The sequence below is a fragment of the Massilia sp. genome (assembly GCF_046293535.1).
Classification (GTDB): domain Bacteria; phylum Pseudomonadota; class Gammaproteobacteria; order Burkholderiales; family Burkholderiaceae_D; genus Telluria.
This window is the reverse complement of the sequence record NZ_JBKBOV010000032.1, coordinates 39,094-59,323: the sequence shown is the minus strand read 5'-3', so window position 1 is coordinate 59,323 and position 20,230 is coordinate 39,094. Positions and strand designations below refer to the sequence as shown.

Below are 20,230 nucleotides of genomic sequence, written 5' to 3'. Positions count from 1 at the left end.
TGCCGCGTTGTAGTCTTTCCAGTTGGTCGTTCGGTACTTCAGCTTTACGGGAGCAATCATGCCGTCAGTTTACCCGTGCTGCGCCTCGGCCGCTGATGGGCCGATTTGTGCAACAAAGCCGGCACCGGCAGCACACCATCTCACCCTTGGGGGCTCTCTGTCATTTCCCGACAATATTCTCCTAGGTGCTCGGGCAAATCATCCGGACATACCCCGCAGCGCCGGTTCCCGGGGACGGCATGGTCGATAAACTTCGGATACGGTAGGTTCAGCCCCCCCATGATCTCCCTGAAGCGCGCCAGGTCGGTGCCCTGCTTCAGGCGTGGATTGCGCTTGCGCTCCTGCTCGATGGTCGACACCCTGCGGTCCTGGTAGTCGTGCGCCGGGTACACCAGCGTATCGGGCGGCAAGGCGAACAGTTTGTTGGCCACGCTGTCGTATAGGGCATCGGCGCTGCCGTTCTGGAAGTCGGTTCGGCCACAGCCGTCGATCAACAGCGCGTCGCCGGTGAACACGCGGTCGCCTAACAGGTAGGCGAAGTGGCCATCGGTATGGCCGGGCGTATGCAACGGTTGCAGCAGTACGCTCCCGACCTGGAACGGTACCCCTTCCTCGATGCCGACATCGGTGCAAGGAAGGCGGTCATACGCAGGAGCGGCGATGCTGCTGCCGGCACGCCGCTTCAGTTCGAGTGCAGCGGTGATGTGGTCGGCGTGGATGTGCGTATCGACCGTATACGCAAGCTTCATCCCCAGTTTCGCGATCTCGGCGAGGTCGCGCTCCATGCTCACAATGACCGGGTCGATCAGTATTGCCTGACCGGTCTCCTCGCAGCCGAGAAGATAAGTGTAGGTGCTCGACAGCGGCTCGAATAACTGGCGAAAAATCATCGCTTCTCCTTTTTTCGATGGTTTACCCAAAATCTAGGCGCGAACCGCGCGGACGATCGCGTCCGGATCCTGCGAGCGCTCGACCTCATCGAAGTCGCCGCGCAGCGACTTCAGTGCAAAGCGCTCCTCGGCGATTTCCCTCGCCGTGCGCACACCCAGGCGGCGCAGCACGGGAAGCGGCGGACACCAGCCTTGCAGCGCGTGCTGCACCATGAAGGCAGGAACACCGGCTGCCAGTACCAGCCAGCGCTTGTCGCTCTTGAGTGCGAGCGCGAGACCGATGAGCGAGAGGGTAGCAAAATTGGTCTGAAGGGTACGCTCGACATCCCACTCGTGCTCGAGTTCCTTGAGGCGACGGGTGATCAGGGCCTTCTTGTCGTTGCCTTCGTATTCGGCGATCCGTTCCTCCGTTGCGTGACGAATGTGCTCCTTCAGATGCGCGGAGGTGTGGCCAGATACTTGCGTCGCGGTGGCTGTGAACATGATGGGCTCCTTAATGAACTGTGGTTGCCAGCGTGGATTTTTCGCCTAGCAATGCCTTCAATGCCATGCGTTCCTGCTCGATTTCCTCGGCGGTACGCAGTCCTGCGGCACGAAAGACGGGCAATAGCGGGTACCAGCCCTGCAGGTTGTGCAGAATGACCATGCTCGCCGCCATCGCAGACACCGCGAACCATTTTCGATTGCTCAGGCTGCCCAGTGCCAGGCCGAGCAGAATCATGCTCGGCGCCTCGACCTCGATCGCCCTCTCGACATTCCACTCACGATCAAGTTCTCTCAAGCGCTGCTCTATCGCCTGCTTGTCTGCCCCCTTGAGTCGCGCGATATTCTCTCGTAACTGCTGGTCGAAGCGCTGCATAGCGGCCACTGACGTATTGCGTTCGGCTTTTTCAGTTGTTGCAGGAAACATCGGAGCCTCCATTTCAGGGTTGAAGACTGAACAGCTTTATCGCCAGTCCGGGATACGCTTGATTGCTAAAACAAACAGGGCCGGATGAGGCCTTACAGCCGATCTTAGACCAGTTTAGGAGAACGGCATGTACCGTTCCCCTTTGCAAAATTCGTGATTTTCCTTGTCAAGTTGTGTACTCCGGCGCGCGTTTGATTTACCGATGAACGCTGAAGGCTAATGTACGCTGCTCATCCTGTAAGCAAACCCAGAGGCCTTGTGGGGACTCTCCTTTTCTCGGTTACCCCCTGGTGCAGGGGTAGTGTCCAGAGAAGCGTCGTGTTGAACAGACGCGCGGACCACAGCGATCTGCATCGAACGGCGTCATGTACGCCTCTCAAGCTGAGCTCGCGATAACTATGCCTGGTCGGATACTCGGACACAGGACGCGGCACTTGCCGCGCCGTCCTTGTCGCACCGGATAACAATCAGGTTTTCCATCCCCACTTGGCAAAGATCCGTGCGCCCTCCTTCGATTGCAGGAAGTCGACGAACTGCCTGGCCAGCGGCTTCTTCATGCCTTGCAGCGACAAGGCGACTCCGGTGTCCCGGTAGATCGCATAGTCCGGCTCGATCGGCACCGTGTCGGCCAACTTAGGGTTTGCTACCTGCCAAATATTCCAGATCAGCCAGACGTCGATGTCGGTCTTTTCCGTCCAGGTCGTGCGGGCCACCGCGCTGTTCGGTGCATAGCTGACGATATTGCGGCGCAATTGGCGCACGGTGCCGATATCGCCTTTGCGGCCGGCGATGTCCTCCCAGACGCCGTTCTGGCCAGCGCCGTTGACGACCAGGATCTTCGTGCCCGGCTTGAGCAGGTCCTGGAAACCGGTAATGCGCTTCGGATTCCCGGGCCTCACCAAGATCGACATCGGACGAAGGTACAGGGGCGTGATCGTCTTCTCGTCGATACGGCCCTCCATCGCCACCACGAAGTCGGTCATCATGGTCTCTGAACCGCTGTAGATGACGTCGGCGTTCTGCCTGGCCTTGTCGATCCAGCTCGGCGTGGGCCCGGAAGTCACTTCGACCTGCACGCCATGCTGCCGCTGGAAGGCTGCAGCGGCTTCCTTCATTGCCGGCGCTGGTCCACCTGGACCATAGACGAACAGCGCATCGGCAGCGAGCACGCTGCCCCCGCTGACGAAACAGGCCAGTCCGAGTGCCAGCATCGCGATCGTGCGACGTCCCTGCGAATGACCATTCTTGTCCATTTTCCCTCCAGAGTTTGATGAGATAAGGCGTCCACACCATGTACCGTGTTCATGGAGCGAGCCCCCCTCTATTGTATGCTTCGCATGAGAAGCATCGCGCACGTCAACCTGAACCGCTATACTGCGGTTACCGAACCATTGCTGCAACTTCCGGCTGTCGAGAGCGCCAGGTAGCGCTGAAGCGCTTCAATGGCGCGCGTGTCGAGCACTGTGCGATTGCATCCGAATTTCATGGGGACGCCCTGGTCGGTCACGAATGCCGCCGTGTAGCGGCGGTCGGGATCGACGGGTGCACCAAGTACGAACAGGCGATCGACGCGGCTCCCGACCGGGTTCTCGATCTTCACATACAGCCGGACGCCGCGGCAGCGCTTCACGTATCCACCCATCTGTTGGAAAGGATCGGACGAAAAGGTGCGCTCCAGGTTCTCTTCCAACATGACGCGAATTTCCTCGCCCGTCAATTCCACCGTCTCGACCGCTGGATTTGTCGGAATAATATTCCACAGATCATTGATGATAATCGGGCCAGGCGGGATTGGCGCACCATAACGCCAGCCATTCGAGAATGCGATTTCGGTGCCGGCGGCCAGTGCGATAGCGTCGAGCAGCAGATCGTCCATCGAACATTGCAGTGACTGATAACGAGTCAGCGCTACATTTGTATGCCCAACGATCTGAGAAAGTATGGTCCGATACGGGGCCATCGCAGTATCGACCTGCTGTTGCACTTCTCTGTCAGGAGCGAAGCGTTCGTCGACCGCGATCAGCTGGTGATGGTGCCGCACGATCTCACCATCATCGATGTCCAGATTGAGCCGGCCGATGAACGAGCCATGGCACCCGGACTGAAAAATGATGGCGCCATTTTCCATGACGGGCGCTTCCATCCGGTTGTGGGTATGACCGCTAACCAGGATATCGATGCCGTCTACTTCGGAGGCAAGTTTCACGTCCTGCGGAAAACCGAGATGCGAGAGTATAACGACCAGATCAGCACGCTCATGCTCACGTACATGACGAATCCATTCTGGAAGCTCTTCGCGGCCAACACTGAAGCGCAAGCCTTCGCTAAACGCGCGCGGCATCGTCTTGTCGACGATATGACAAGCGATGGCGATCACCGCGACACGCAAGCCGCTTCTTTCGCGAATCAGGTACGGTTGAAAAAACAGTTCGCCGTCGACCCGAAAGCAATTGATGGCAAGGATTGGATAGCTCAGCATGTTCGCCAGCCGTTGTACCTGGTCCGGGCCATATGCGAACTCCCAGTGCACCGTCATCGCATCCGGCTTAAAGGCGTTCATGAGCGGGGCAAGCGCTTCCCCATTTGACTGTACCGCAAGATAGGTTCGATGGAAGGTGTCGCCGTTGTCGAGAAGCAGTACTCCATCCTGCATACCGGTACGGATTTGTTTCACCGGCGCAGCAATACGTGCGAGTCCGCCGAGAGTTTGGAACTGGTCGCCCTGCGCACTTCGGACGAGTTCAGGATGTGGCTCGACGCAGCCGTGCAGATCGTTAATCTGCAGGATGGTTAGACGCTTTATCATCATCATCTCCAGTCGGTCTGTGGGACAGAATGGTGGATGCCGATTAAGCGCACATTAACCAAGGGCGGAGAATCGGAACAAAGCGATTCGAAGATATCGGCGCGTTTCGGCGGACCGAAGGCGGCAGTTTCCCCTCCTACGTCGACGCGCGGTACTGCAAGGCGGGCAGATCCCGGTACTGGGCAATGGCATCTTGCGCACAGCAGAGCAATCAAGTATTGCGCCTTGCTCATGTTAAGCGAGGTGAAGTGCAGCGAAAAGACAGTGCCTTGTCGCGATCCTGCATGGGGCCGCCTATAGGCGTAAGGATGACAGCCATGACTATGCCACAGCTGAGACTATCGACGGGTCCTAGACCCTGAGTCTTTTCAACGGCGGGGTCCTTGGCAGACACGTGATCTCGTCGAAATGGACAAGCTTGGATGCAGGGTTGAATTGTCGTGGTATTAGGGCTCACTCGGCTATATTCCGCTGGTTGCAGATGAGGCAAAGAGCCAACTATTCCAGCCGAAGGCGTAGCTGGGCTGCGTCAGGCAGACTCACACCGGCCGGTGGCTGTGTCCGGGAAAAGCTGGGCAAGATCAATGCACTGGACACTGTAAGTCCACTTGATGTGGTATAGACATCCTGACGTTAGCGTTTTAAATGAACAATGAAGTTTGGATCAAACTCTTCGTTCTCAGGATGGCCATTCTGCATTGGATATCCCAGAGGATTAGATACGACACGACATCCTTCCACGTCATAATTCGAGCTATTATGCGTATGACCATGTATCCAGACGTCAGCCTTCACTATCAAGTCTTCCATGTTTGAAGCGAATGCAGCAGAAAGTGGATCCGCTACGTATTTAGATGAAATCGAGCACATTGAAGGCGCCATGTGGGTAACGACGATGGTCGGCCCCGTGAACGGCTCATCAAGTTTTCCTTTAAGCCATGCTCGTTGTGCGGCATGTAGGCGAGCAGTATCTTGTGGATGTAACTTCCTATATCCTGCAGACGCGACCTTAATACGTTGGTAATCATTCATTGCAGTCCTGGCGTCAAGCATGGCACTCCACCTGCGATCAGGATTAAATAGAGCAAAGTCAGTCCATAAAGTCGCACCTAAAAACCGAACTCCACTATAAATGTATTCGCCACAGTTAAGATAGTGTATATTAGGGTAACAGATGCATTCTCGGGCAATTGCCTCACCCGTTTTTTCGATTGTTTCCCCATAAAACTCATGGTTGCCAGCTACGTAAACCACAGGTAATCCCGAGAATATTTCTGAAGCCCATGAAGGTGCACGAAATTTTGTGTGAATGTCACCGGCAAGAATGACGACATCTGGCTGGCTGAGCGATATATCGATTTTAGGCACTTGATCGCACCATACCTCTAGGTGGAGATCAGATAAAACTAATAACTTCATCGTCATCCTCGTGTCTTGTTGACGAACTTCGCGTATGTGTGTGATTTACCACTGTCTACCGGCTTTATTTGAGCTCGCCATGAATATGACGTATGCCCGCTGTATATTTTCAAGCTTAACTTCATTGCTGAAAACAAATGGAAAAATTCAACAGAAGCGCGGTAAAGGTCATTCTGTTTGATGTCTACGGTACGCTTGTGACCATCTCTAACAAGCGTGCGCCCTTTCGCCAACTTATCAAAATCGGCGCGGGCCAGGGTAGAATGCCCAATTCCAAGGACGCTGAAATACTTATGGGCCAGCCTATTGGACTGCTTGAAGCTGGTGAGTTATTGGGAATCGCATTAACAGATGACGAACGTGAGCAACTAAAACAAGAGTTGGTTGTTGAGCTCGAATCTATCTTGCCATTTGTAGACACGCTACCAGCACTTTATGACCTAAAAAACCGTGGATACAAACTAGGGCTCTGTTCCAATCTTGCCAAAGAGTACGCCGAACCGGTCTTGTCGGTGCTTCCCCCAGTTTTTGACGCTTATGTTTGGAGTTTCGACGCAGGCGCAATCAAGCCTAATCCAGCGATTTATGCACATGCTTGCCGGCAGCTGCGCTGCTTGCCTTGTGATGTTTTAATGGTTGGCGATACCCTCGAAGCTGACGTTGAAGGACCTCGCGCTTTCGGAATGCAAGCGCTGTTACTGGATCGCAAACAACGCTCGAGTTCGAAAAACTCGCTCTCCTCTTTGTTAAGGCTATGTGAGATTGTTGAACGCGTAATGTAATCGGAGGCCGACTTGGGCCCTTCGACTAAGGCTCCTTTTGTGTAATGACGAGCACTCACAGTGTAAACTACTCATAGAGGAACTCAACATCAAGCCCGACTATCGCCTAATTAAGATCATTTACATCGAGTGTACTTCTTTAAGATGTATGTTGCTCTCGTCCAAAGTCAACAATATAAAATCTAGCGCCCTGCTGATAAGAGCTCGATTCAAGTAAACTTGATAACGGTCTTCAATAATCGATAGCATCAAGAAGCGCGTTCAAACCTTGATTAACGTGAGATTTTTTAAGGTCTGCCAACAGATCATCGTGATGAAACCTGTTCACAAGATGAACGTAGTATTTGTAAGTTGTCCCGACATCCTCATGGCCAAGCATCTTCCGAAGATCCTCATCAATTACCGGATCGTACACGTATTCCTTTCCAACTCTTCCTTCTTTTTTCAAGCGTTCATAAACGAAATAGGTAGCACAAGAATGCCGCAGCATTCTAGGGGTGTACTTTCGCCCATGAAACACGACAGCATGTCTACTATCTTTTTGTTCAGCACCATCTTCCATGCGATCAACCGGCACGACTTTCGCAAAATTGTATCGAAGCATATAAGGCGTAACAACAACTCCATCACTACTTAAAAAGAGCTGATTGTTTCGTGGGCTTACCCCATTCTTTTCATAATGGATTTCGGCCCGCTCTCTTCGCAATGGAATATAGACTCGGCAAATCAATTCCCACAAAGCTCCAGGGAATTCAATTGACCTATTCTTACCCTTAGAACGAAAATAGAATCGAATATCTTTACGTTTTAAGTCTGAAGGTATTTCGTCTATATCATAAGGGACGAAGCCGAAATTCTCTTTATTCCCTCGATAAGGTATCTGAAAAAGATCCCTAGGTCGAAGACCCGTTATCCGGATAATTGTAGCGATAATCTTATATACCACATCATCCAGTAAGAAAAGAGCCGCTCGATGGTTACGCTCGGTCACAAACTTTTCAACTTCTTTTTCATGCAGCGCAGGACGTCCAATCGGAGTAGTAAATGGAAGTTTTTCTACTTCCACATGTGATTTGACATGTCCTAACAAGAGTTGGTCTTTGAGGTTAATTTTAACAAGAGCATCACACTCTTCAACATCCCAACTAAAATAATTTTCGTAGCCATTGCTAGTTGCCCACTTATAGAATGAGGCAATTCTTGCGCAATAATAGGTTGCGGTTTCTGCAATTATTTTACTCTGGCAAAGAAACTCGATATATTCTTCGAAGATCTCTTGATCAACAGCCATCCATTGATGGGCTCCATACCCAGAGTCCTCAAGCCAACGCAAATACCTTTGCATCAACTGAGAATATGTATGCAGCGTTGCCTTACTTCTTGAGTATTTTGACGCGAGTTTAATTGCCCACAAAGACGGCGCTTCAATTACCCGATGCGAATTGTCAAGAAAAATTGGAGTAGAGATGTCTAATGGATCATCTTGCGAATTGCGTCGCGAACCTTTAGCGAAGAAGACATTGACCATTATTTCATTTGATATAGTTTAAGGTGCTGCGCAACCAACTCAATTGTGCAATCCAGTTGAGTAATTCCTTCTTTAAGATTAGTCAAACGTTTATTGAGACTATCCAAAGTTGACAGTTGCTGAACGTCGTCTAACGTCAAGTCATTGTCTGAACAAACTAGTATTCCCTTCTTTCGCAATCTTTCCTCTAGATGCCAAAGAATGGACACGACCTGGGAATCTTTATATAAACTTGAACGCGAGACAGACGCTTCTCTTACAAGCAATGCACGTGATACTCGAAGACGATCTTTTGAAACATATAAATCCCAGTCACCGGCAACATCTCGTGCCTCGATGAAATCACTAAGAAGCGATGCATTACTCATTTAAATAATTATGAAAGAGTCAAATGGCTCATCAAAACTAGGGTGCTCGAAAAATTCTGTATTGAATCTTGATTTCGCAGACTCATCAGTATGCCGGGAATTTTTGCCGACGTCCTTCATGAGTTGATCTCTCATCAACACACAGTGGATTTCTCCCGAAAGCATCGCTCGAATCTGTTGTAAGAAAAAAAGTCTTGTATCGCTAGTACCCGCGACTGAGTTTATGTACAAATTTAGTCCAGTTGACTTCGGCTCATGGTTATGGATCCACTCATCTCTGAAGTTCGAATTTAAGCTACACAAAATATAACTTGCTGCAGGACGACCTGGCAACAGATAATGCGAAGTTATCGACTGGAGTTGATTCATGAAAGATCCGAAGAACTCGCCTGCAGTCAAGCCGTCTTTCAGTATAATGGTTTTTTTGTGTGAAAGCATCCGCATATTAGTCGGACTTTCAAGTTGCGCTAACATAGATGCGTTTTCTTTCCGCAGCCTCTCGCACTCGGCTTTCAATTTCAAAAGTTCCGCCGCATCATGAACTTTCTTCTTTTTATTATTTGGTGTTTCAGAAGCAGCGACAAACCAGCGCTGGATTTCATCAATCAACTCAGGATACACTTTATCAGCAACTGACGTTATCCTTGTTAATTCACTTTCTGCTTCAGTGAGCCGTTTTTCTAATTCTTCAATTGCTAAAGCAGATGCACTTTTGATATTAACGTCAAGCGCAGTGGCTGCCAGCCTTTCGGAATCTTTTCCAGCAATAACATCTCTGACTTCTTTCCAATCTTCATCTTTAAGGTAAATAGTTGACCTAGCGACACCAGCTATTTTTCGAACTAGTTCAACATTTAATCTTTGCATCCCTTTTGCTTTTAGACTTGCAATTGCCTTATAAACCTTCTCGAGGTTTTCTTCGTTTGCCATTTATGCCGCCTCCATCTCCGTCGAGCCATCAGACACCCCTACTTCAGATAGGCGCTTTTTTGCATCTTGAATGCGTCTTTGCGAAAAAGTCTTTTGTGCACTACTGCTTAGAGGATGAGCAAGATATTTTTGGTGAAATAAAATCTCATTCTTCAATGACGGAACATTTGCTTCGACAAATGCGGCAAAACGACAGTTGAACGGGTCACATGCAAATAAATTTGGATGCAACTTTGTAGTGGGGTCGTCGTTCTTTCCATCACACGGTGCAGTTTCATAATAGCCTGGCGTTTTCATGCAAATCGCTAAATTCGTCCTATGCAGCATTTTAACGCCCTCGTCGAGCATCGACTCTACATACTGGACTAGCGCTTCTCGCCCTTTGTCTTGGAGCTTTGCGATTAAACGAGGCGAACCTTCTACAGATTTGCGCAGACGATTACCGGCTTCGCCACCAAGACGCCCAGTTGCAGCACCCTCTAAGATTTCAACCAAAATTTCAAGATTTTGCTCCACAATGATCTTCTTCATCTCATCGTTGACTCCTGGCAACGATATAATGTAACGCAAAGTCATTTTCAAACTTGCGTGCGAAAACAAGTGTCGAATAATCTCGATGTTCTTAGAATCCTGATATATAAGATACATCGCTAGTGTTTTTCTGAACCTATGCGGGTGTATCCTTTCATCAGCACCGACCGCTTCACACACTCGTTTAACTGCTCGCTCAGGATAAGCCGCATGAGTCTCTCCCCCGAAGAACTGTCGGGTGACGGATGAAAAAAGCTTATTATGCTTACCGTAATTTCGCGACTCACCACAAATCAACTCAACAATAGCAATGGCTTTTGCAGTTAATGCAGGAATTGGGATTCTTTTGGCGTCGCCTTGCGAGGCGATTGATGTTTTGAAAACAGTGTAACGTAACCAAAAGCCGCTTTCATCTTCTTCAACGCAACCACTAAGAAGTCCCATGACTTCTGAGCGACGCATACCGGTGGTAGCGAGTATCGTTACGCAACACGCATCGAGCAACGAAACGATCAAACTAAGTATTGCTGGTAGCGATACATAACTCGTGGAAGATTTGTTTGCGCCTTTTGGGTTTGCTCGTTCCTGGATCTTTAAGGACCACCAAGGTTTTCCATCAACCAGCACAGGTTGATAGTCAATAAAAGCTTTAACCCCAGCCTCGCTTCCAGGGGAGTAACATACCGGGTTTGTAGTCCCTCGGTCTGAATGCTTCCAACCGCCGATGATTGAGCGATAGTACGTTTCATACAGCCAAGTTATGTCTTTACTATATACATTTACTAACCCTACACAGTGATTAACAATGTTTGAATAATCGTCAAGGGCAATAGGCAGGAACGGTGCACTTTCATCTTCGTACTCAGCTCTGAGTTTAGCGATCTGCTCTTTTGTAACAAGTGGTGAAGTAATCGAGTACTCATCTGGCAGGAGGCAACCAGTCGATACTTTCTGCCAAAGTTGAATGGCAGAGGCTAATTCCCATTTGATTCCTGCTGTTGGCAACCCTGCTATATACCCGGCGATCGTTTCCCTATTTAAATCATTGATAGTCCTGAACGTCGGACTGCCTAGATTTCCCATATACAACTGCTCTTTTTGGAAAAGAGCGATAAGCCGACCGAATTTTGTTCGCTTCGAGCCTAAAGACCCGTACGATCGCGCATAATTTGAAACAGCAAAATGAGGGATGTTATAAAAGATTAGAGCTTTGACAATATTTTCCCAGTGATTATATTCCGGTCTGGTTAGGTTGATACCATTTTGGTTGTCGAAATCAAAGTTTAAACGAACAGATCTTTTATCCACGTGTGGATATGAAAGGAAACTCCAGAGCTTGTCGCCGAAAATACTCTCTGAACTAACCTTAATGTTTTTCCACTGTTCAACTGGTATTTTGCGCAATGCAAGAACTGCCGGGATCTCTTCTGCATCTTCTTCGGCAATAATGTCTTGGTTAGGCCCTAAGTCAGCAAGAATTAACTGGTCCTCATCGCTGTCGACCTCAAGAGCGCGAGACGCCACAACATCAATGGCTTTCTGTAGATCATCTTGCAGCGGTACGATTTTTCTATTCATTACTACCTCGCATGGTCAATGGCAGAGCATAAACATCATTTTTCGCAAGCACCTTGGCGTCTAACACCTGCTCTTGTGGATTCCACTGATTTAAGATCTGTTCCCAAGCGGCTAATTCGTCACCATAGTTACTGGTCCACTCAATTACATTGAGTCTTGATTTCAGCCGAATTAAGTCATCGACTCGTCGAGCGATAAACGGTAAAGCCTCACGGAAAATAACCGCTTGTCTGCACATGCAGCATCGATTAAAAAAACTGCATCTTTTAGACTCAGAAACGAATCTCTCGTGTCCCTCCCAAGATGGTTTCTTTGAGTCTAGACAAGCGACAATGAAAGTTTGTCCCTGTGGAGAGAGTAGATGAATAATCTGCTGCTCATCAACAAGCTTTAGTTCGTTGACGAGGCGCGATTTCACCCGACTTGCGTTCGCAAGATTTGTTGCGTTGCGTAGATCGCTAAGAGCAATCGAAGTTGCCAATCTCACACCATAATTGGTAAAGTCTTCAGTCCATTGGTTTTGTAATTTGCGTAAGCTCTTATTTCGCAATGATGTACATCCACTATCACTATCATAATAAGTTACTGTGGTCTCTAAATTCGCATGTCCCATCATTGGAGAAATCTCACCTATACTCAGACCTTGCTCTTTTCTTTTCGTTTCCCACGTCGTTCTCAAACGACGTGATTCGATTGCAGGACTCTTTGCGTCCCCATCCAAAGTAATAGAATGACGGCTTAAAAATACGCGCGATGCCGCGCCACAATTTTTTGCATCGATCTCTGTGATGAGGCTTCCGTACTTATTCCACAAATTCTTTTGTATAACGACTTGCCAAAGAAATCCTGTCCTGAAATGCGGAGATTCCTTATGTGCACGAACACGTTCACTAACGAAACGAAGAACGTTATATACAGAATAAGGATGAACCTTATTGCTGCGATGCGCTTGAGCGGTTTCGGTTCTGTTCTTCGTACCATAGATCAGTACATACTGATCAGGATCCACTAAGTCTTCTGCCACATGCGTCTCAAAGTCGTCAGTCAGCGAGAGAACAGTTTCCTGGTTCCAACCAGTATTCAGTTGAACAAATAAGATAAAAGGATATAGGGTCTGCGTAGTGAAAAAATCATGCGCAATATATGCGATTTTTCCAACCTCGAAATCTGTCGCCACTTGATTTTTTTTGGAGATGTCCGAATTCACGCACTGAACTCGCATACTCGCTATCGCACGCGAAACTTGGCGCTTGACGTCTTTAACAGGTAACGACTTCATCCATTCATTGGATGTGATTTGACTAGCCTCATCAAAGGACGTGTAAAGAGGCCAACCTGGAAACGTTTTCTTACCAGCAAGTAAAATTATGGAATTTGATTGTTCTCGCGTGTTGCGATTAACAATACCATCTTTCGTAATTTTTAGCTTGGAAGGGAGATCGAAACTAGAATCGGAAATCAATTTCTGATAGTCCGTCATAAGTTTCATCACGTACTTTATATCCGTGAACGAGGCTTCCAACAATCGGTTAAAAATCTGATCCGAGTAACTTTCTGACGGAGTGTCACTAGTTCTAGGTGTGAGAGACCATTCAATCTTTTTCCCGATTGATGGTTCGTCCTTATATTTTTCTTGCAATGCCGAGACAGCATGCTTAAGGCTGGAGTAAATCTTTCGATTTGAAGTTCTTCCTGAAAAGCGCTCCAGCAAATACGCGGAAAAATTTCGAGTCGTTTGAAAATCGATGTCCGCAACGGTGGAAATTTTTTTTTGCTCTGGACCTTTTTCCGAGTTGAGAAACTTAACGAAATCTTCAATTCCGTAATAAGCATTTTGTTGGGTCTGATACGTAACATGACGCTTTGCATAATATATTTCAGCTCCGAACAAAAGCTGTTTCAGCAAAGTCTGGTGATGTTCAAATTTTTCTGCCAAATAACTCAACGAGCGCTGGAACTTGCCGTTGCTCGCTCGATTATTTACTTCAAACGTAATGTGGCTAATATCGAAACGACGTCGCCGAGCCGCCCTTGCTTGAAGACTTTCAGTATCATTTGACAACTTCGGACGTGGCTGTCCCTGACGAGGGGACTGCTTTGAAGAAGACTTCTTTGTGAAAGGGCTACGTGCCATATGTCGTGAGGTTGCTGTGTGTCAAGAGAGCTATCCTCTCACAGATCACAACAGAACACCAGACTAGACACACAACATCTATTCAACGTTAACGTGCTCGCAGCCCCGGTAGGGATTGAGCGAGACATTGAAGGGCACGTCGGGCGAGGCATTGCGCGTGAGGATGGTTTTGGCGTGCTCGTCGGTGACGATGGTCTTGATGCCGGCCGCTTCGTCCTCGTCACGGTCCCAGCCGTCGTCGAAGTCTTCGCGGCCGTTGACTTCGTAGCGCCCCTGCAGGTTCGATACCGCGCCCCGCCCTTTGCGGGCCGTAGGCGAACGCGGGCCGAGCATGGGCTGCTCGTCCACGGGGTGGCGCTGGCTGGCTTGGGGGCGGTCGGGCACGTCGGCTCCATACTGTATGTTTATACAGTATGGTACGCCTCCCGAAGGCGGAATTCAAGTAGGGTGGACGGCTACGCCGTCCGCGCGTCCAGCTCCGGTTAGCGCAGCCATATGGCATCCGAAAGTTGGACGCGCGGTCGGCAGAGCGTGATCCGGTCCACTGGACCAGATCACCCCTACACCGGCAGGTAGGCAGCCTGTTGTTGTACGAAGCCGTCGAAGGCCTCCAGCAGGGGCCGGAACGCGGCATCGTCCCCTTCCAGCTGGGCCAGCGCCAGCGCCCCCGCTTCCAGCGAGGACAGCTGGTGCGGCGCATGCGCCTTGCGGATCCGGTAATTCGACGGCGCGACCTCACGCAGCGCCAGGCGCGGCAAGGCTTGCAGGGCCGGGTTGAGGTACAGCATCTTGCGGCTTTTGCGCCAGGTGGCGTCGAGCAGCACCAGGCGCAGGCGCCCCGCGTCCGTCTCCTGGAACGGCGGCGGCGCCGTCAGGCCGGCGTCGCCCGGCGTGTCCGGATACAACAGCACCGGCACCCGTCCATCCGCATGCAGCAGCGCATCCAGTTCGGCGCCGTCGAAGCGCTCGCCCACCGCTAGCTTGCTTCCGGCCACGCTGAGGTGCAGCAGGCGCGCGCTGTTCTTGGCATTGGACACTTCGAGCGGATGCTGCAGCACCAGCAAGGCAGCGCGCGCTTCGACCCGGGCGATCCAGCGGCAGATGCAGGCCGACTGCGCGCGCAGGCAGGTGGCGCAGCGCGCGCGTTTCATGAATGTGTCGCTCATGGGGACGCTCATTGCCCCAGGCTCCAGCCGCCGCCCAGCCGGCGCCCAGGCGCACGATGTCGGCGCTGGTGAACCAGCGCACGATCAGGAGCGGACTGGTGCGGTTGTGCTCCACGCAGGTCGGCGAAGCGCAGGGGAGTCGGCTGGGCTGGCGTGGAAGGAGAGCCCGGGAGCATCGGTTTCTCGTCGGGCGCCCATTCGCGCCGCGCGTACTTGCTCATCCGATCATTCCCCTACCTCCTTGCCAGGTTCGCATGATAACCGCTCGGGAAAAACCACGTCGGACGGGCAGGAAAGGGCGGCGGCGTGATTACTTTGTCACGCCGCAAAAATTTACCTTCGGAATTGCCAGATTGAGTATTGCCCTGTGTTTTCTACGTACCTAGAATCAACTTATGCCATGCGGAAATTTGTTCCGTATTTCGCTTCACGGTACGTAGTCGAGACAGAGTCACCATGGTCCCACGCTTCACGCTTCGCAAGCTCCTCGCCGCCGCCCTGGCCGCCGCCGCATTCACCCCGGGGATCGCCGTCCAGCAGGAGTTGCAACTTGATCATCGCATGAACGAACACATCGAGCAGGTGCCCGCCGGCCCGCAGGGCCGCGCCATGCTCGAAACCACCGTGTTCCAGCCCAACGGCCCGGGACCCTTCCCGCTCATCATCATCAACCACGGCAAGGATCCGGGCCGCCCGAACCTGCAGCCGCGCGACCGCTTCTACCACATGGCTTCCGCCTTCGTGAAGCGCGGCTACGCCGTGATGGTGCCGATGCGCCAGGGCTTCGCCAACTCGACCGGGCGCTACCGCGACTTCGGCTGCGACATGACCGCCAACGGCTACGCCCAGGCGGAAGACATCGCCGCCACCCTCGCCTATGCGCGCAAGCAGAAGTGGATCGACGCCAAGCGCATCGTCATCGCCGGCCAGTCCTATGGCGGCCTGGCGACCATCGCCCTCGGCACCAAGGAGCTGCCGGGCGTGCGCGGCCTGATCAACTTCGCCGGCGGCCTGCGCGACGACAGCGACCGCTGCGCCTGGCGCTCGGCGCTGGTGACCGCCTTCTCGGAATACGGCGCCAAGTCCAGGCTGCCGACCCTGTGGATGTATGGCCAGAACGACTCGCTGTTCGGCCCCGAACTGGCCCAGCGCATGCACGCCGCTTTCGAACAGGCCGGCGGCCGCGGCCGCCTGGTCACGGCCCCCGCCTTCAAGCGCGATTCGCATGGCATGCTGGCCAGCCGCGACGGCGAGAAGGTCTGGCTGGACGACACCATGCGCTTCCTGGCCCAGATCGGCATGCCGACGGAAGTGATCCACGAGGTGCCGCCACCGCCGAGCCCGGCGCGCACCGACTATGCCCAGGTGGACGACGTCGAGGCCGTGCCCTTCCTGTCCGAGAACGGCCGCCGCGCCTACCAGGAATACCTGACCAAGATGACCCCGCGCGCCTTTGCGGTGTCGCCCAGCGGCGCCTGGACCTGGGCCGAGGAAGGCGAAGACCCGGACGGCCGCGCCCTGGCCACCTGCACCGCCAAGAGCCGGGAGCCGTGCCGCCTGTACTCGGTGGACGACTACGTGGTCTGGACGGGCGACCTCGACCAGGCAGAGAAGACGTCGGTGACGGCCTCGGTGATCGATGCGCCGAAGCCGGCGGTGGATCCGACTGCGTCGGCGCCGACGACGTCGATCGGCTCCAACAAGGCCACGAACTAGGTGTTCGTAGGGTGGGCGGCTCTACCCGGCACCAAGCATCACGATGGCGCATGCGCCGCCCACGCGGTGATCGTCGGCAGCAAGATCATCCGGCACGCGAGCGGAGCCGCTAGCTATCACCGCGTGGGCAAGGAACTTGCCCACCCTACTGTCTGTGCGTAAAGCCTGACAGCCGCCAAGAGTCCGACCCAGCGCAAACCGCGTCCGGCCCGCAACTCCGACAATGGCCTTGAACTCATTTCGGAGAATGGCATGTTGCGCTTCAATCACGCCCTGCTCGCGCTGGCCGCGCTGTGCACCTGCGTGCCCGCCGCCGCCGAGAACAACGATCCGGTGATCCTGGTCCACGGCTTTCTCGGCTTCGGCCCCGATACCTTCGAACACAGCGGTTTCAACTACTGGGGCGGCTATGGCGACATCGCCTCGCACATGCAGGTCTACCGCGGCCCGCGCACCGTCTTCGCGGCGGTGGTCGGCCCGATCAGCTCCAACTGGGACCGTGCGGCCGACCTGTATGCCCAGATCAAGGGCGGCTGCGTCGACTACGGCGCCGCGCACGTGCGCAAGGTCGGCCTGCCGGGCCAGCAGCAAAAACCCGCCGGCAAGTGCTGGGCCGCCGACCCGAAGAACAACCCCGAGGGCTACCCGCTCGCGCTCTATCCGGCCTGGGATGCCCGCCATCCGGTCCACTTCATCGGCCACAGCCAGGGCGGTACCACCATCCGCGCCCTGATCGAACTGCTCGAACACGGTTCGCCCGAGGACGAAGGCGGCCACGAACTGTTCAAGGGCGGCAAGCTCGGTTGGGTGCGCAGCGTGACCACCATCTCGACGCCGCACAACGGCACCACCTTCGCCGACGCCGTGCTGAACCTGGTGCCGCCGCTGCAATCGCCCCTGGGCGAGTTGCTCAAGCACCGCTGGGCCAACTGGGAGCTGTCGCCGGACGGCGCGCGCGAATTCAACCTGTGGGCGCGCACCTCGCCGCACATCTACTACTACTCGATCGGGACGCAGGCGACGGAAGCCGGCAGCTGGTGCTGCAACCAGACCGACCGCGCGATCGCGCCGATCCAGACCACCCTCTACCAGTACCCGCGGCGCGACATGATCCCGGCCTTCAAGGGCATGGCGGGGGAATGGATCGTGCCCTCGGTGCTGCAGAACGGCTTGGGAGGCTATACCCAGGCGGGCGCGGGGCGGGTGCGCATCGACAGCGAGTGGTTTCCCAACGACGGGGTGGTGAACACGGCCAGCATGCGCGCGCCGCACGGCCATCCGGTGCGCGACTACGATGGCAAGTCGGCCAAGGGGACCTGGAACTTCCTCGGGAACTACAAGGGATACGACCACTTCGACATCCTGAACTGGCCGAATCCGGGGCCGTCGGCGAATCCGGTGTATGAGCGGATCAGCGATATCATCTTTGCGCTGTAGCCGCCGGCATCACATGGCGGCGCTCAATGCACGCTGCGCAACCCCCGCGCCAGGTCCGACAGCCGGTACGGCTTGCTCACGAAGGTGAAGTCCCCCAGCCGGTACTGGTCCAGCTTGAGCGCCGGCTGCGGATAGCCCGAGGCCAGCATCACCTTGATGCCCGGGTAGTTCTCGCGCGTGTACTCGGCCAGCTCGATGCCGTTGACGCCGTTCGGCATGACGATGTCGGTGAACAGGATGTCCACGTCGCGGCTGGCCAGCACGTTCATGGCTTCCTGGCCGCTGGCCGCGGTGGTGACCTCGTAGCCCATGCTCATGAACAGCGCCGAGGCCACGTCCAGCAGGTCCGGCTCGTCCTCGACGATCAAGACCGTCTCCGAGTCGCCGCGCGACAGTTCGCCTTCCTGCGCGCTTACGGCCGGCAGGTAGATCGCGATCGTGCTGCCCTCCCCCAGCGTGCTCTGGATGACCACCTCGCCGCCCGACTGCTTGATGAAGCCGTACACCTGCGACAGGCCCAGGCCCGTGCCCTTGCCGGTTTCCTTGGTCGTGAAGAAGGGTTCGAAGGCGCGCTGCACCGTGTCGGGCGACATGCCGGTGCCGGTGTCGGTCACCGAGGTGCAGACGTACGGCCCCGGCGCCAGTCCCGGCACCTCGCCCTCCTGCAGCGTGACCTGGGCGGTGTCCAGCGTCAGGCGGCCGCCGTCGGGCATGGCGTCGCGCGCATTCACGACCAGGTTGAGCAGGGCCGATTCGAAGCGCGCCGCGTCCACCACCGCGCTGCCGGCCTGCGGGTCAAGGCTGAATTCGAACTCGATGCCGGAATGCCCGGCGCGGCGCAGCACCGACTCGAAGCCGGAGATGAGGCGGTTGATGCTGCGCGTTTCCGGCTGCAGCGCCTGCTGGCGGGCAAAAGCGAGCAGCTGCTGGGTGAGCGTGGCGCCGCGGTCGATCGCGCGGCGCATGCTGTCGATGGTCTTGGCGTCGGCGCTGCCCTGGCGGTTCATGCTCAGCACCTCGAGGCCGCTGGCCAGCACCGACAGCAGGTTGTTGAAGTCGTGCGCCACGCCGCCGGTGAGCTGGCCGATCGATTCCATCTTCTGCGACTGGAACAGGGCGAGCTGGGCCTGCTCCAGCGCTTCCTCGGCGCGCTTCTTCTCGGTGAGGTCGCGCGTGATCTTGGCGAAGCCCAGGATCTTGCCGTCGTCGCCGTGGACGGCGTCGATGATGACGTGGGCCCAGAAGCGCGTGCCGTCCTTGCGCCGGCGCCAGCCTTCGGCCTCGTAGCGGCCTTCGCGCGCGGCGGTGGCGAGCGCGCGCTGCGGCATGCCGCTTGCGCGGTCCTCGTCGGTATAGAAGCGCGAGAAGTGGCTGCCGAGGATCTCCTCCAGGCTGTAGCCCTTGATGCGCTCGGCGCCGACGTTCCAGTTGGTCACCAGGCCTTCGGGCGAGAGCATGTAGATCGCGTAGTCGGTGACGCCCTGCACCAGCAGGCGAAAGCGCTGCTCGCTCTCGCGCAGCGCGTCCTCGGCCTGCTTGCGGCTGGTGACGTCGCGGGTGATCTTGGCGTAGCCCAGCAGGTGGTGATCTTCGTCGTAGATCGGGTCGATGACGACGTGCGCCCAGAAACGGGTGCCGTCCTTGCGCACGCGCCAGCCTTCGGCCTCGTATTTGCCGTGCTCCAGGGCGTGCGCCAGCGCCCGCGCCGGCAGGCCGTTCTCGCGGTCTTCGGGCGTATAGAAGCGCGAGAAGTGCTCGCGCAGGATCTCGTGCGTCCGGTAGCCCTTGAAGCGCTGCGCGCCGGCATTCCAGCTGGCGATATGGCCGGACGGGTCGAGCATGTAGATGGCATAGTCGCTGATGCCGGCGATGAGGTACTGGAACCGTTGTTCGTCGGTCAGGGGCGGCTTGGGTGGGTGGTGCGGTGTCATGACCGGGGCGCTTGCAATCTCTGGTGCGGCAAATATCCTATCATACCGATACTCAGCAATACCGGCCGCGCGTTTGACACGCTATTGACTTGTCTAGACATGTT

Annotated in this window: 15 protein-coding genes and 1 pseudogene; 3 read left to right on the top strand and 13 right to left on the bottom strand. The window is 54.4% G+C overall.

The genetic code is table 11. From position 1 onward, the window contains the following. Nucleotides 1-140: 140 nt before the first annotated feature. The 6 genes from ACK4S9_RS16555 to ACK4S9_RS16530 all read right to left on the bottom strand — a co-directional run bounded on the left by ACK4S9_RS16555 (nt 141) and on the right by ACK4S9_RS16530 (nt 6,031). Entirely contained in the window at nt 141-890 is a 750-nt protein-coding gene (locus tag ACK4S9_RS16555; RefSeq protein ID WP_027867711.1) for an MBL fold metallo-hydrolase, read from the bottom strand. Nucleotides 891-923: 33 nt separating this feature from the next. Beyond that, on the bottom strand, nt 924-1,373 hold the full coding sequence (locus ACK4S9_RS16550) for a hypothetical protein (protein ID WP_273029195.1): 450 nt from the start codon (nt 1,371-1,373) through the stop codon (nt 924-926). A 10-nt stretch (nt 1,374-1,383) separates the two neighbouring features. Further along, nucleotides 1,384-1,800, bottom strand: a complete 417-nt coding sequence (locus ACK4S9_RS16545) for a hypothetical protein (protein ID WP_036215886.1) — start codon at nt 1,798-1,800, stop codon at nt 1,384-1,386. A 467-nt stretch (nt 1,801-2,267) separates the two neighbouring features. Further along, nucleotides 2,268-3,053 carry an extracellular solute-binding protein gene (locus ACK4S9_RS16540; RefSeq protein WP_229413188.1) on the bottom strand — a complete coding sequence of 262 codons (786 nt, stop codon included), beginning with the start codon at nt 3,051-3,053 and terminating at the stop codon, nt 2,268-2,270. A 116-nt stretch (nt 3,054-3,169) separates the two neighbouring features. Then, nucleotides 3,170-4,612 (bottom strand): 5'-nucleotidase C-terminal domain-containing protein, encoded by a 1,443-nt coding sequence (locus ACK4S9_RS16535; protein WP_036215862.1) that lies wholly within the window; start codon nt 4,610-4,612, stop codon nt 3,170-3,172. Between the two features lie 627 nt (nt 4,613-5,239). Continuing rightward, nucleotides 5,240-6,031: a metallophosphoesterase gene (locus ACK4S9_RS16530; protein WP_229413187.1), complete on the bottom strand. Its 792-nt coding sequence runs from the start codon at nt 6,029-6,031 to the stop codon at nt 5,240-5,242. A 131-nt stretch (nt 6,032-6,162) separates the two neighbouring features. Between ACK4S9_RS16530 and ACK4S9_RS16525 the strand changes: the two genes are divergently transcribed. Further along, nucleotides 6,163-6,807 carry an HAD family hydrolase gene (locus tag ACK4S9_RS16525; protein ID WP_084416571.1) on the top strand — a complete coding sequence of 215 codons (645 nt, stop codon included), beginning with the start codon at nt 6,163-6,165 and terminating at the stop codon, nt 6,805-6,807. A 232-nt stretch (nt 6,808-7,039) separates the two neighbouring features. Here the strand turns inward: ACK4S9_RS16525 and ACK4S9_RS16520 are convergent, their stop codons facing one another. The 6 genes and pseudogenes from ACK4S9_RS16520 to ACK4S9_RS16495 form a co-directional block, all read right to left on the bottom strand. Further along, entirely contained in the window at nt 7,040-8,335 is a 1,296-nt protein-coding gene (locus tag ACK4S9_RS16520) for a tyrosine-type recombinase/integrase (protein ID WP_169728152.1), read from the bottom strand. A gap of 368 nt (nt 8,336-8,703) precedes the next feature. Continuing rightward, nucleotides 8,704-9,633: a hypothetical protein gene (locus ACK4S9_RS16515; protein WP_273029194.1), complete on the bottom strand. Its 930-nt coding sequence runs from the start codon at nt 9,631-9,633 to the stop codon at nt 8,704-8,706. Further along, nucleotides 9,634-11,742: a tyrosine-type recombinase/integrase gene (locus ACK4S9_RS16510; protein ID WP_084416570.1), complete on the bottom strand. Its 2,109-nt coding sequence runs from the start codon at nt 11,740-11,742 to the stop codon at nt 9,634-9,636. After that, entirely contained in the window at nt 11,735-13,876 is a 2,142-nt protein-coding gene (locus ACK4S9_RS16505; protein WP_409727682.1) for a hypothetical protein, read from the bottom strand. Before ACK4S9_RS16505 ends, ACK4S9_RS16510 begins: the two co-directional genes overlap by 8 nt. 93 nt (nt 13,877-13,969) lie before the next feature. Continuing rightward, nucleotides 13,970-14,209: pseudogene (locus ACK4S9_RS16500) on the bottom strand (radical SAM protein); the annotation flags it as partial. 227 nt (nt 14,210-14,436) lie between these two features. Next, a complete protein-coding gene (locus ACK4S9_RS16495; protein WP_409727679.1) occupies nt 14,437-15,042 on the bottom strand; it encodes a tRNA-uridine aminocarboxypropyltransferase in 606 nt (201 codons plus the stop codon). Between the two features lie 456 nt (nt 15,043-15,498). Between ACK4S9_RS16495 and ACK4S9_RS16490 the strand changes: the two genes are divergently transcribed. Further along, nucleotides 15,499-16,758 carry a dienelactone hydrolase family protein gene (locus ACK4S9_RS16490; RefSeq protein ID WP_409727676.1) on the top strand — a complete coding sequence of 420 codons (1,260 nt, stop codon included), beginning with the start codon at nt 15,499-15,501 and terminating at the stop codon, nt 16,756-16,758. A 252-nt stretch (nt 16,759-17,010) separates the two neighbouring features. After that, nucleotides 17,011-18,195 carry an esterase/lipase family protein gene (locus tag ACK4S9_RS16485; RefSeq protein WP_409727673.1) on the top strand — a complete coding sequence of 395 codons (1,185 nt, stop codon included), beginning with the start codon at nt 17,011-17,013 and terminating at the stop codon, nt 18,193-18,195. 23 nt (nt 18,196-18,218) lie between these two features. Here the strand turns inward: ACK4S9_RS16485 and ACK4S9_RS16480 are convergent, their stop codons facing one another. Continuing rightward, a complete protein-coding gene (locus ACK4S9_RS16480) occupies nt 18,219-20,126 on the bottom strand; it encodes a PAS domain S-box protein (RefSeq protein WP_409727670.1) in 1,908 nt (635 codons plus the stop codon). Nucleotides 20,127-20,230: the final 104 nt, after the last annotated feature.

Bases quoted from the DNA above. Each gene is read 5' to 3' on its own strand.
- ACK4S9_RS16555 (WP_027867711.1), bottom strand. From the start codon at position 890: ATGATTTTTCGCCAGTTATTCGAGCCGCTGTCGAGCACCTACACTTAT.
- ACK4S9_RS16550 (WP_273029195.1), bottom strand. From the start codon at position 1,373: ATGTTCACAGCCACCGCGACGCAAGTATCTGGCCACACCTCCGCGCAT.
- ACK4S9_RS16545 (WP_036215886.1), bottom strand. From the start codon at position 1,800: ATGTTTCCTGCAACAACTGAAAAAGCCGAACGCAATACGTCAGTGGCC.
- ACK4S9_RS16540 (WP_229413188.1), bottom strand. From the start codon at position 3,053: ATGGACAAGAATGGTCATTCGCAGGGACGTCGCACGATCGCGATGCTG.
- ACK4S9_RS16535 (WP_036215862.1), bottom strand. From the start codon at position 4,612: ATGATGATGATAAAGCGTCTAACCATCCTGCAGATTAACGATCTGCAC.
- ACK4S9_RS16530 (WP_229413187.1), bottom strand. From the start codon at position 6,031: ATGACGATGAAGTTATTAGTTTTATCTGATCTCCACCTAGAGGTATGG.
- ACK4S9_RS16525 (WP_084416571.1), top strand. From the start codon at position 6,163: ATGGAAAAATTCAACAGAAGCGCGGTAAAGGTCATTCTGTTTGATGTC.
- ACK4S9_RS16520 (WP_169728152.1), bottom strand. From the start codon at position 8,335: ATGGTCAATGTCTTCTTCGCTAAAGGTTCGCGACGCAATTCGCAAGAT.
- ACK4S9_RS16515 (WP_273029194.1), bottom strand. From the start codon at position 9,633: ATGGCAAACGAAGAAAACCTCGAGAAGGTTTATAAGGCAATTGCAAGT.
- ACK4S9_RS16510 (WP_084416570.1), bottom strand. From the start codon at position 11,742: ATGAATAGAAAAATCGTACCGCTGCAAGATGATCTACAGAAAGCCATT.
- ACK4S9_RS16505 (WP_409727682.1), bottom strand. From the start codon at position 13,876: ATGGCACGTAGCCCTTTCACAAAGAAGTCTTCTTCAAAGCAGTCCCCT.
- ACK4S9_RS16495 (WP_409727679.1), bottom strand. From the start codon at position 15,042: ATGAGCGACACATTCATGAAACGCGCGCGCTGCGCCACCTGCCTGCGC.
- ACK4S9_RS16490 (WP_409727676.1), top strand. From the start codon at position 15,499: ATGGTCCCACGCTTCACGCTTCGCAAGCTCCTCGCCGCCGCCCTGGCC.
- ACK4S9_RS16485 (WP_409727673.1), top strand. From the start codon at position 17,011: ATGTTGCGCTTCAATCACGCCCTGCTCGCGCTGGCCGCGCTGTGCACC.
- ACK4S9_RS16480 (WP_409727670.1), bottom strand. From the start codon at position 20,126: ATGACACCGCACCACCCACCCAAGCCGCCCCTGACCGACGAACAACGG.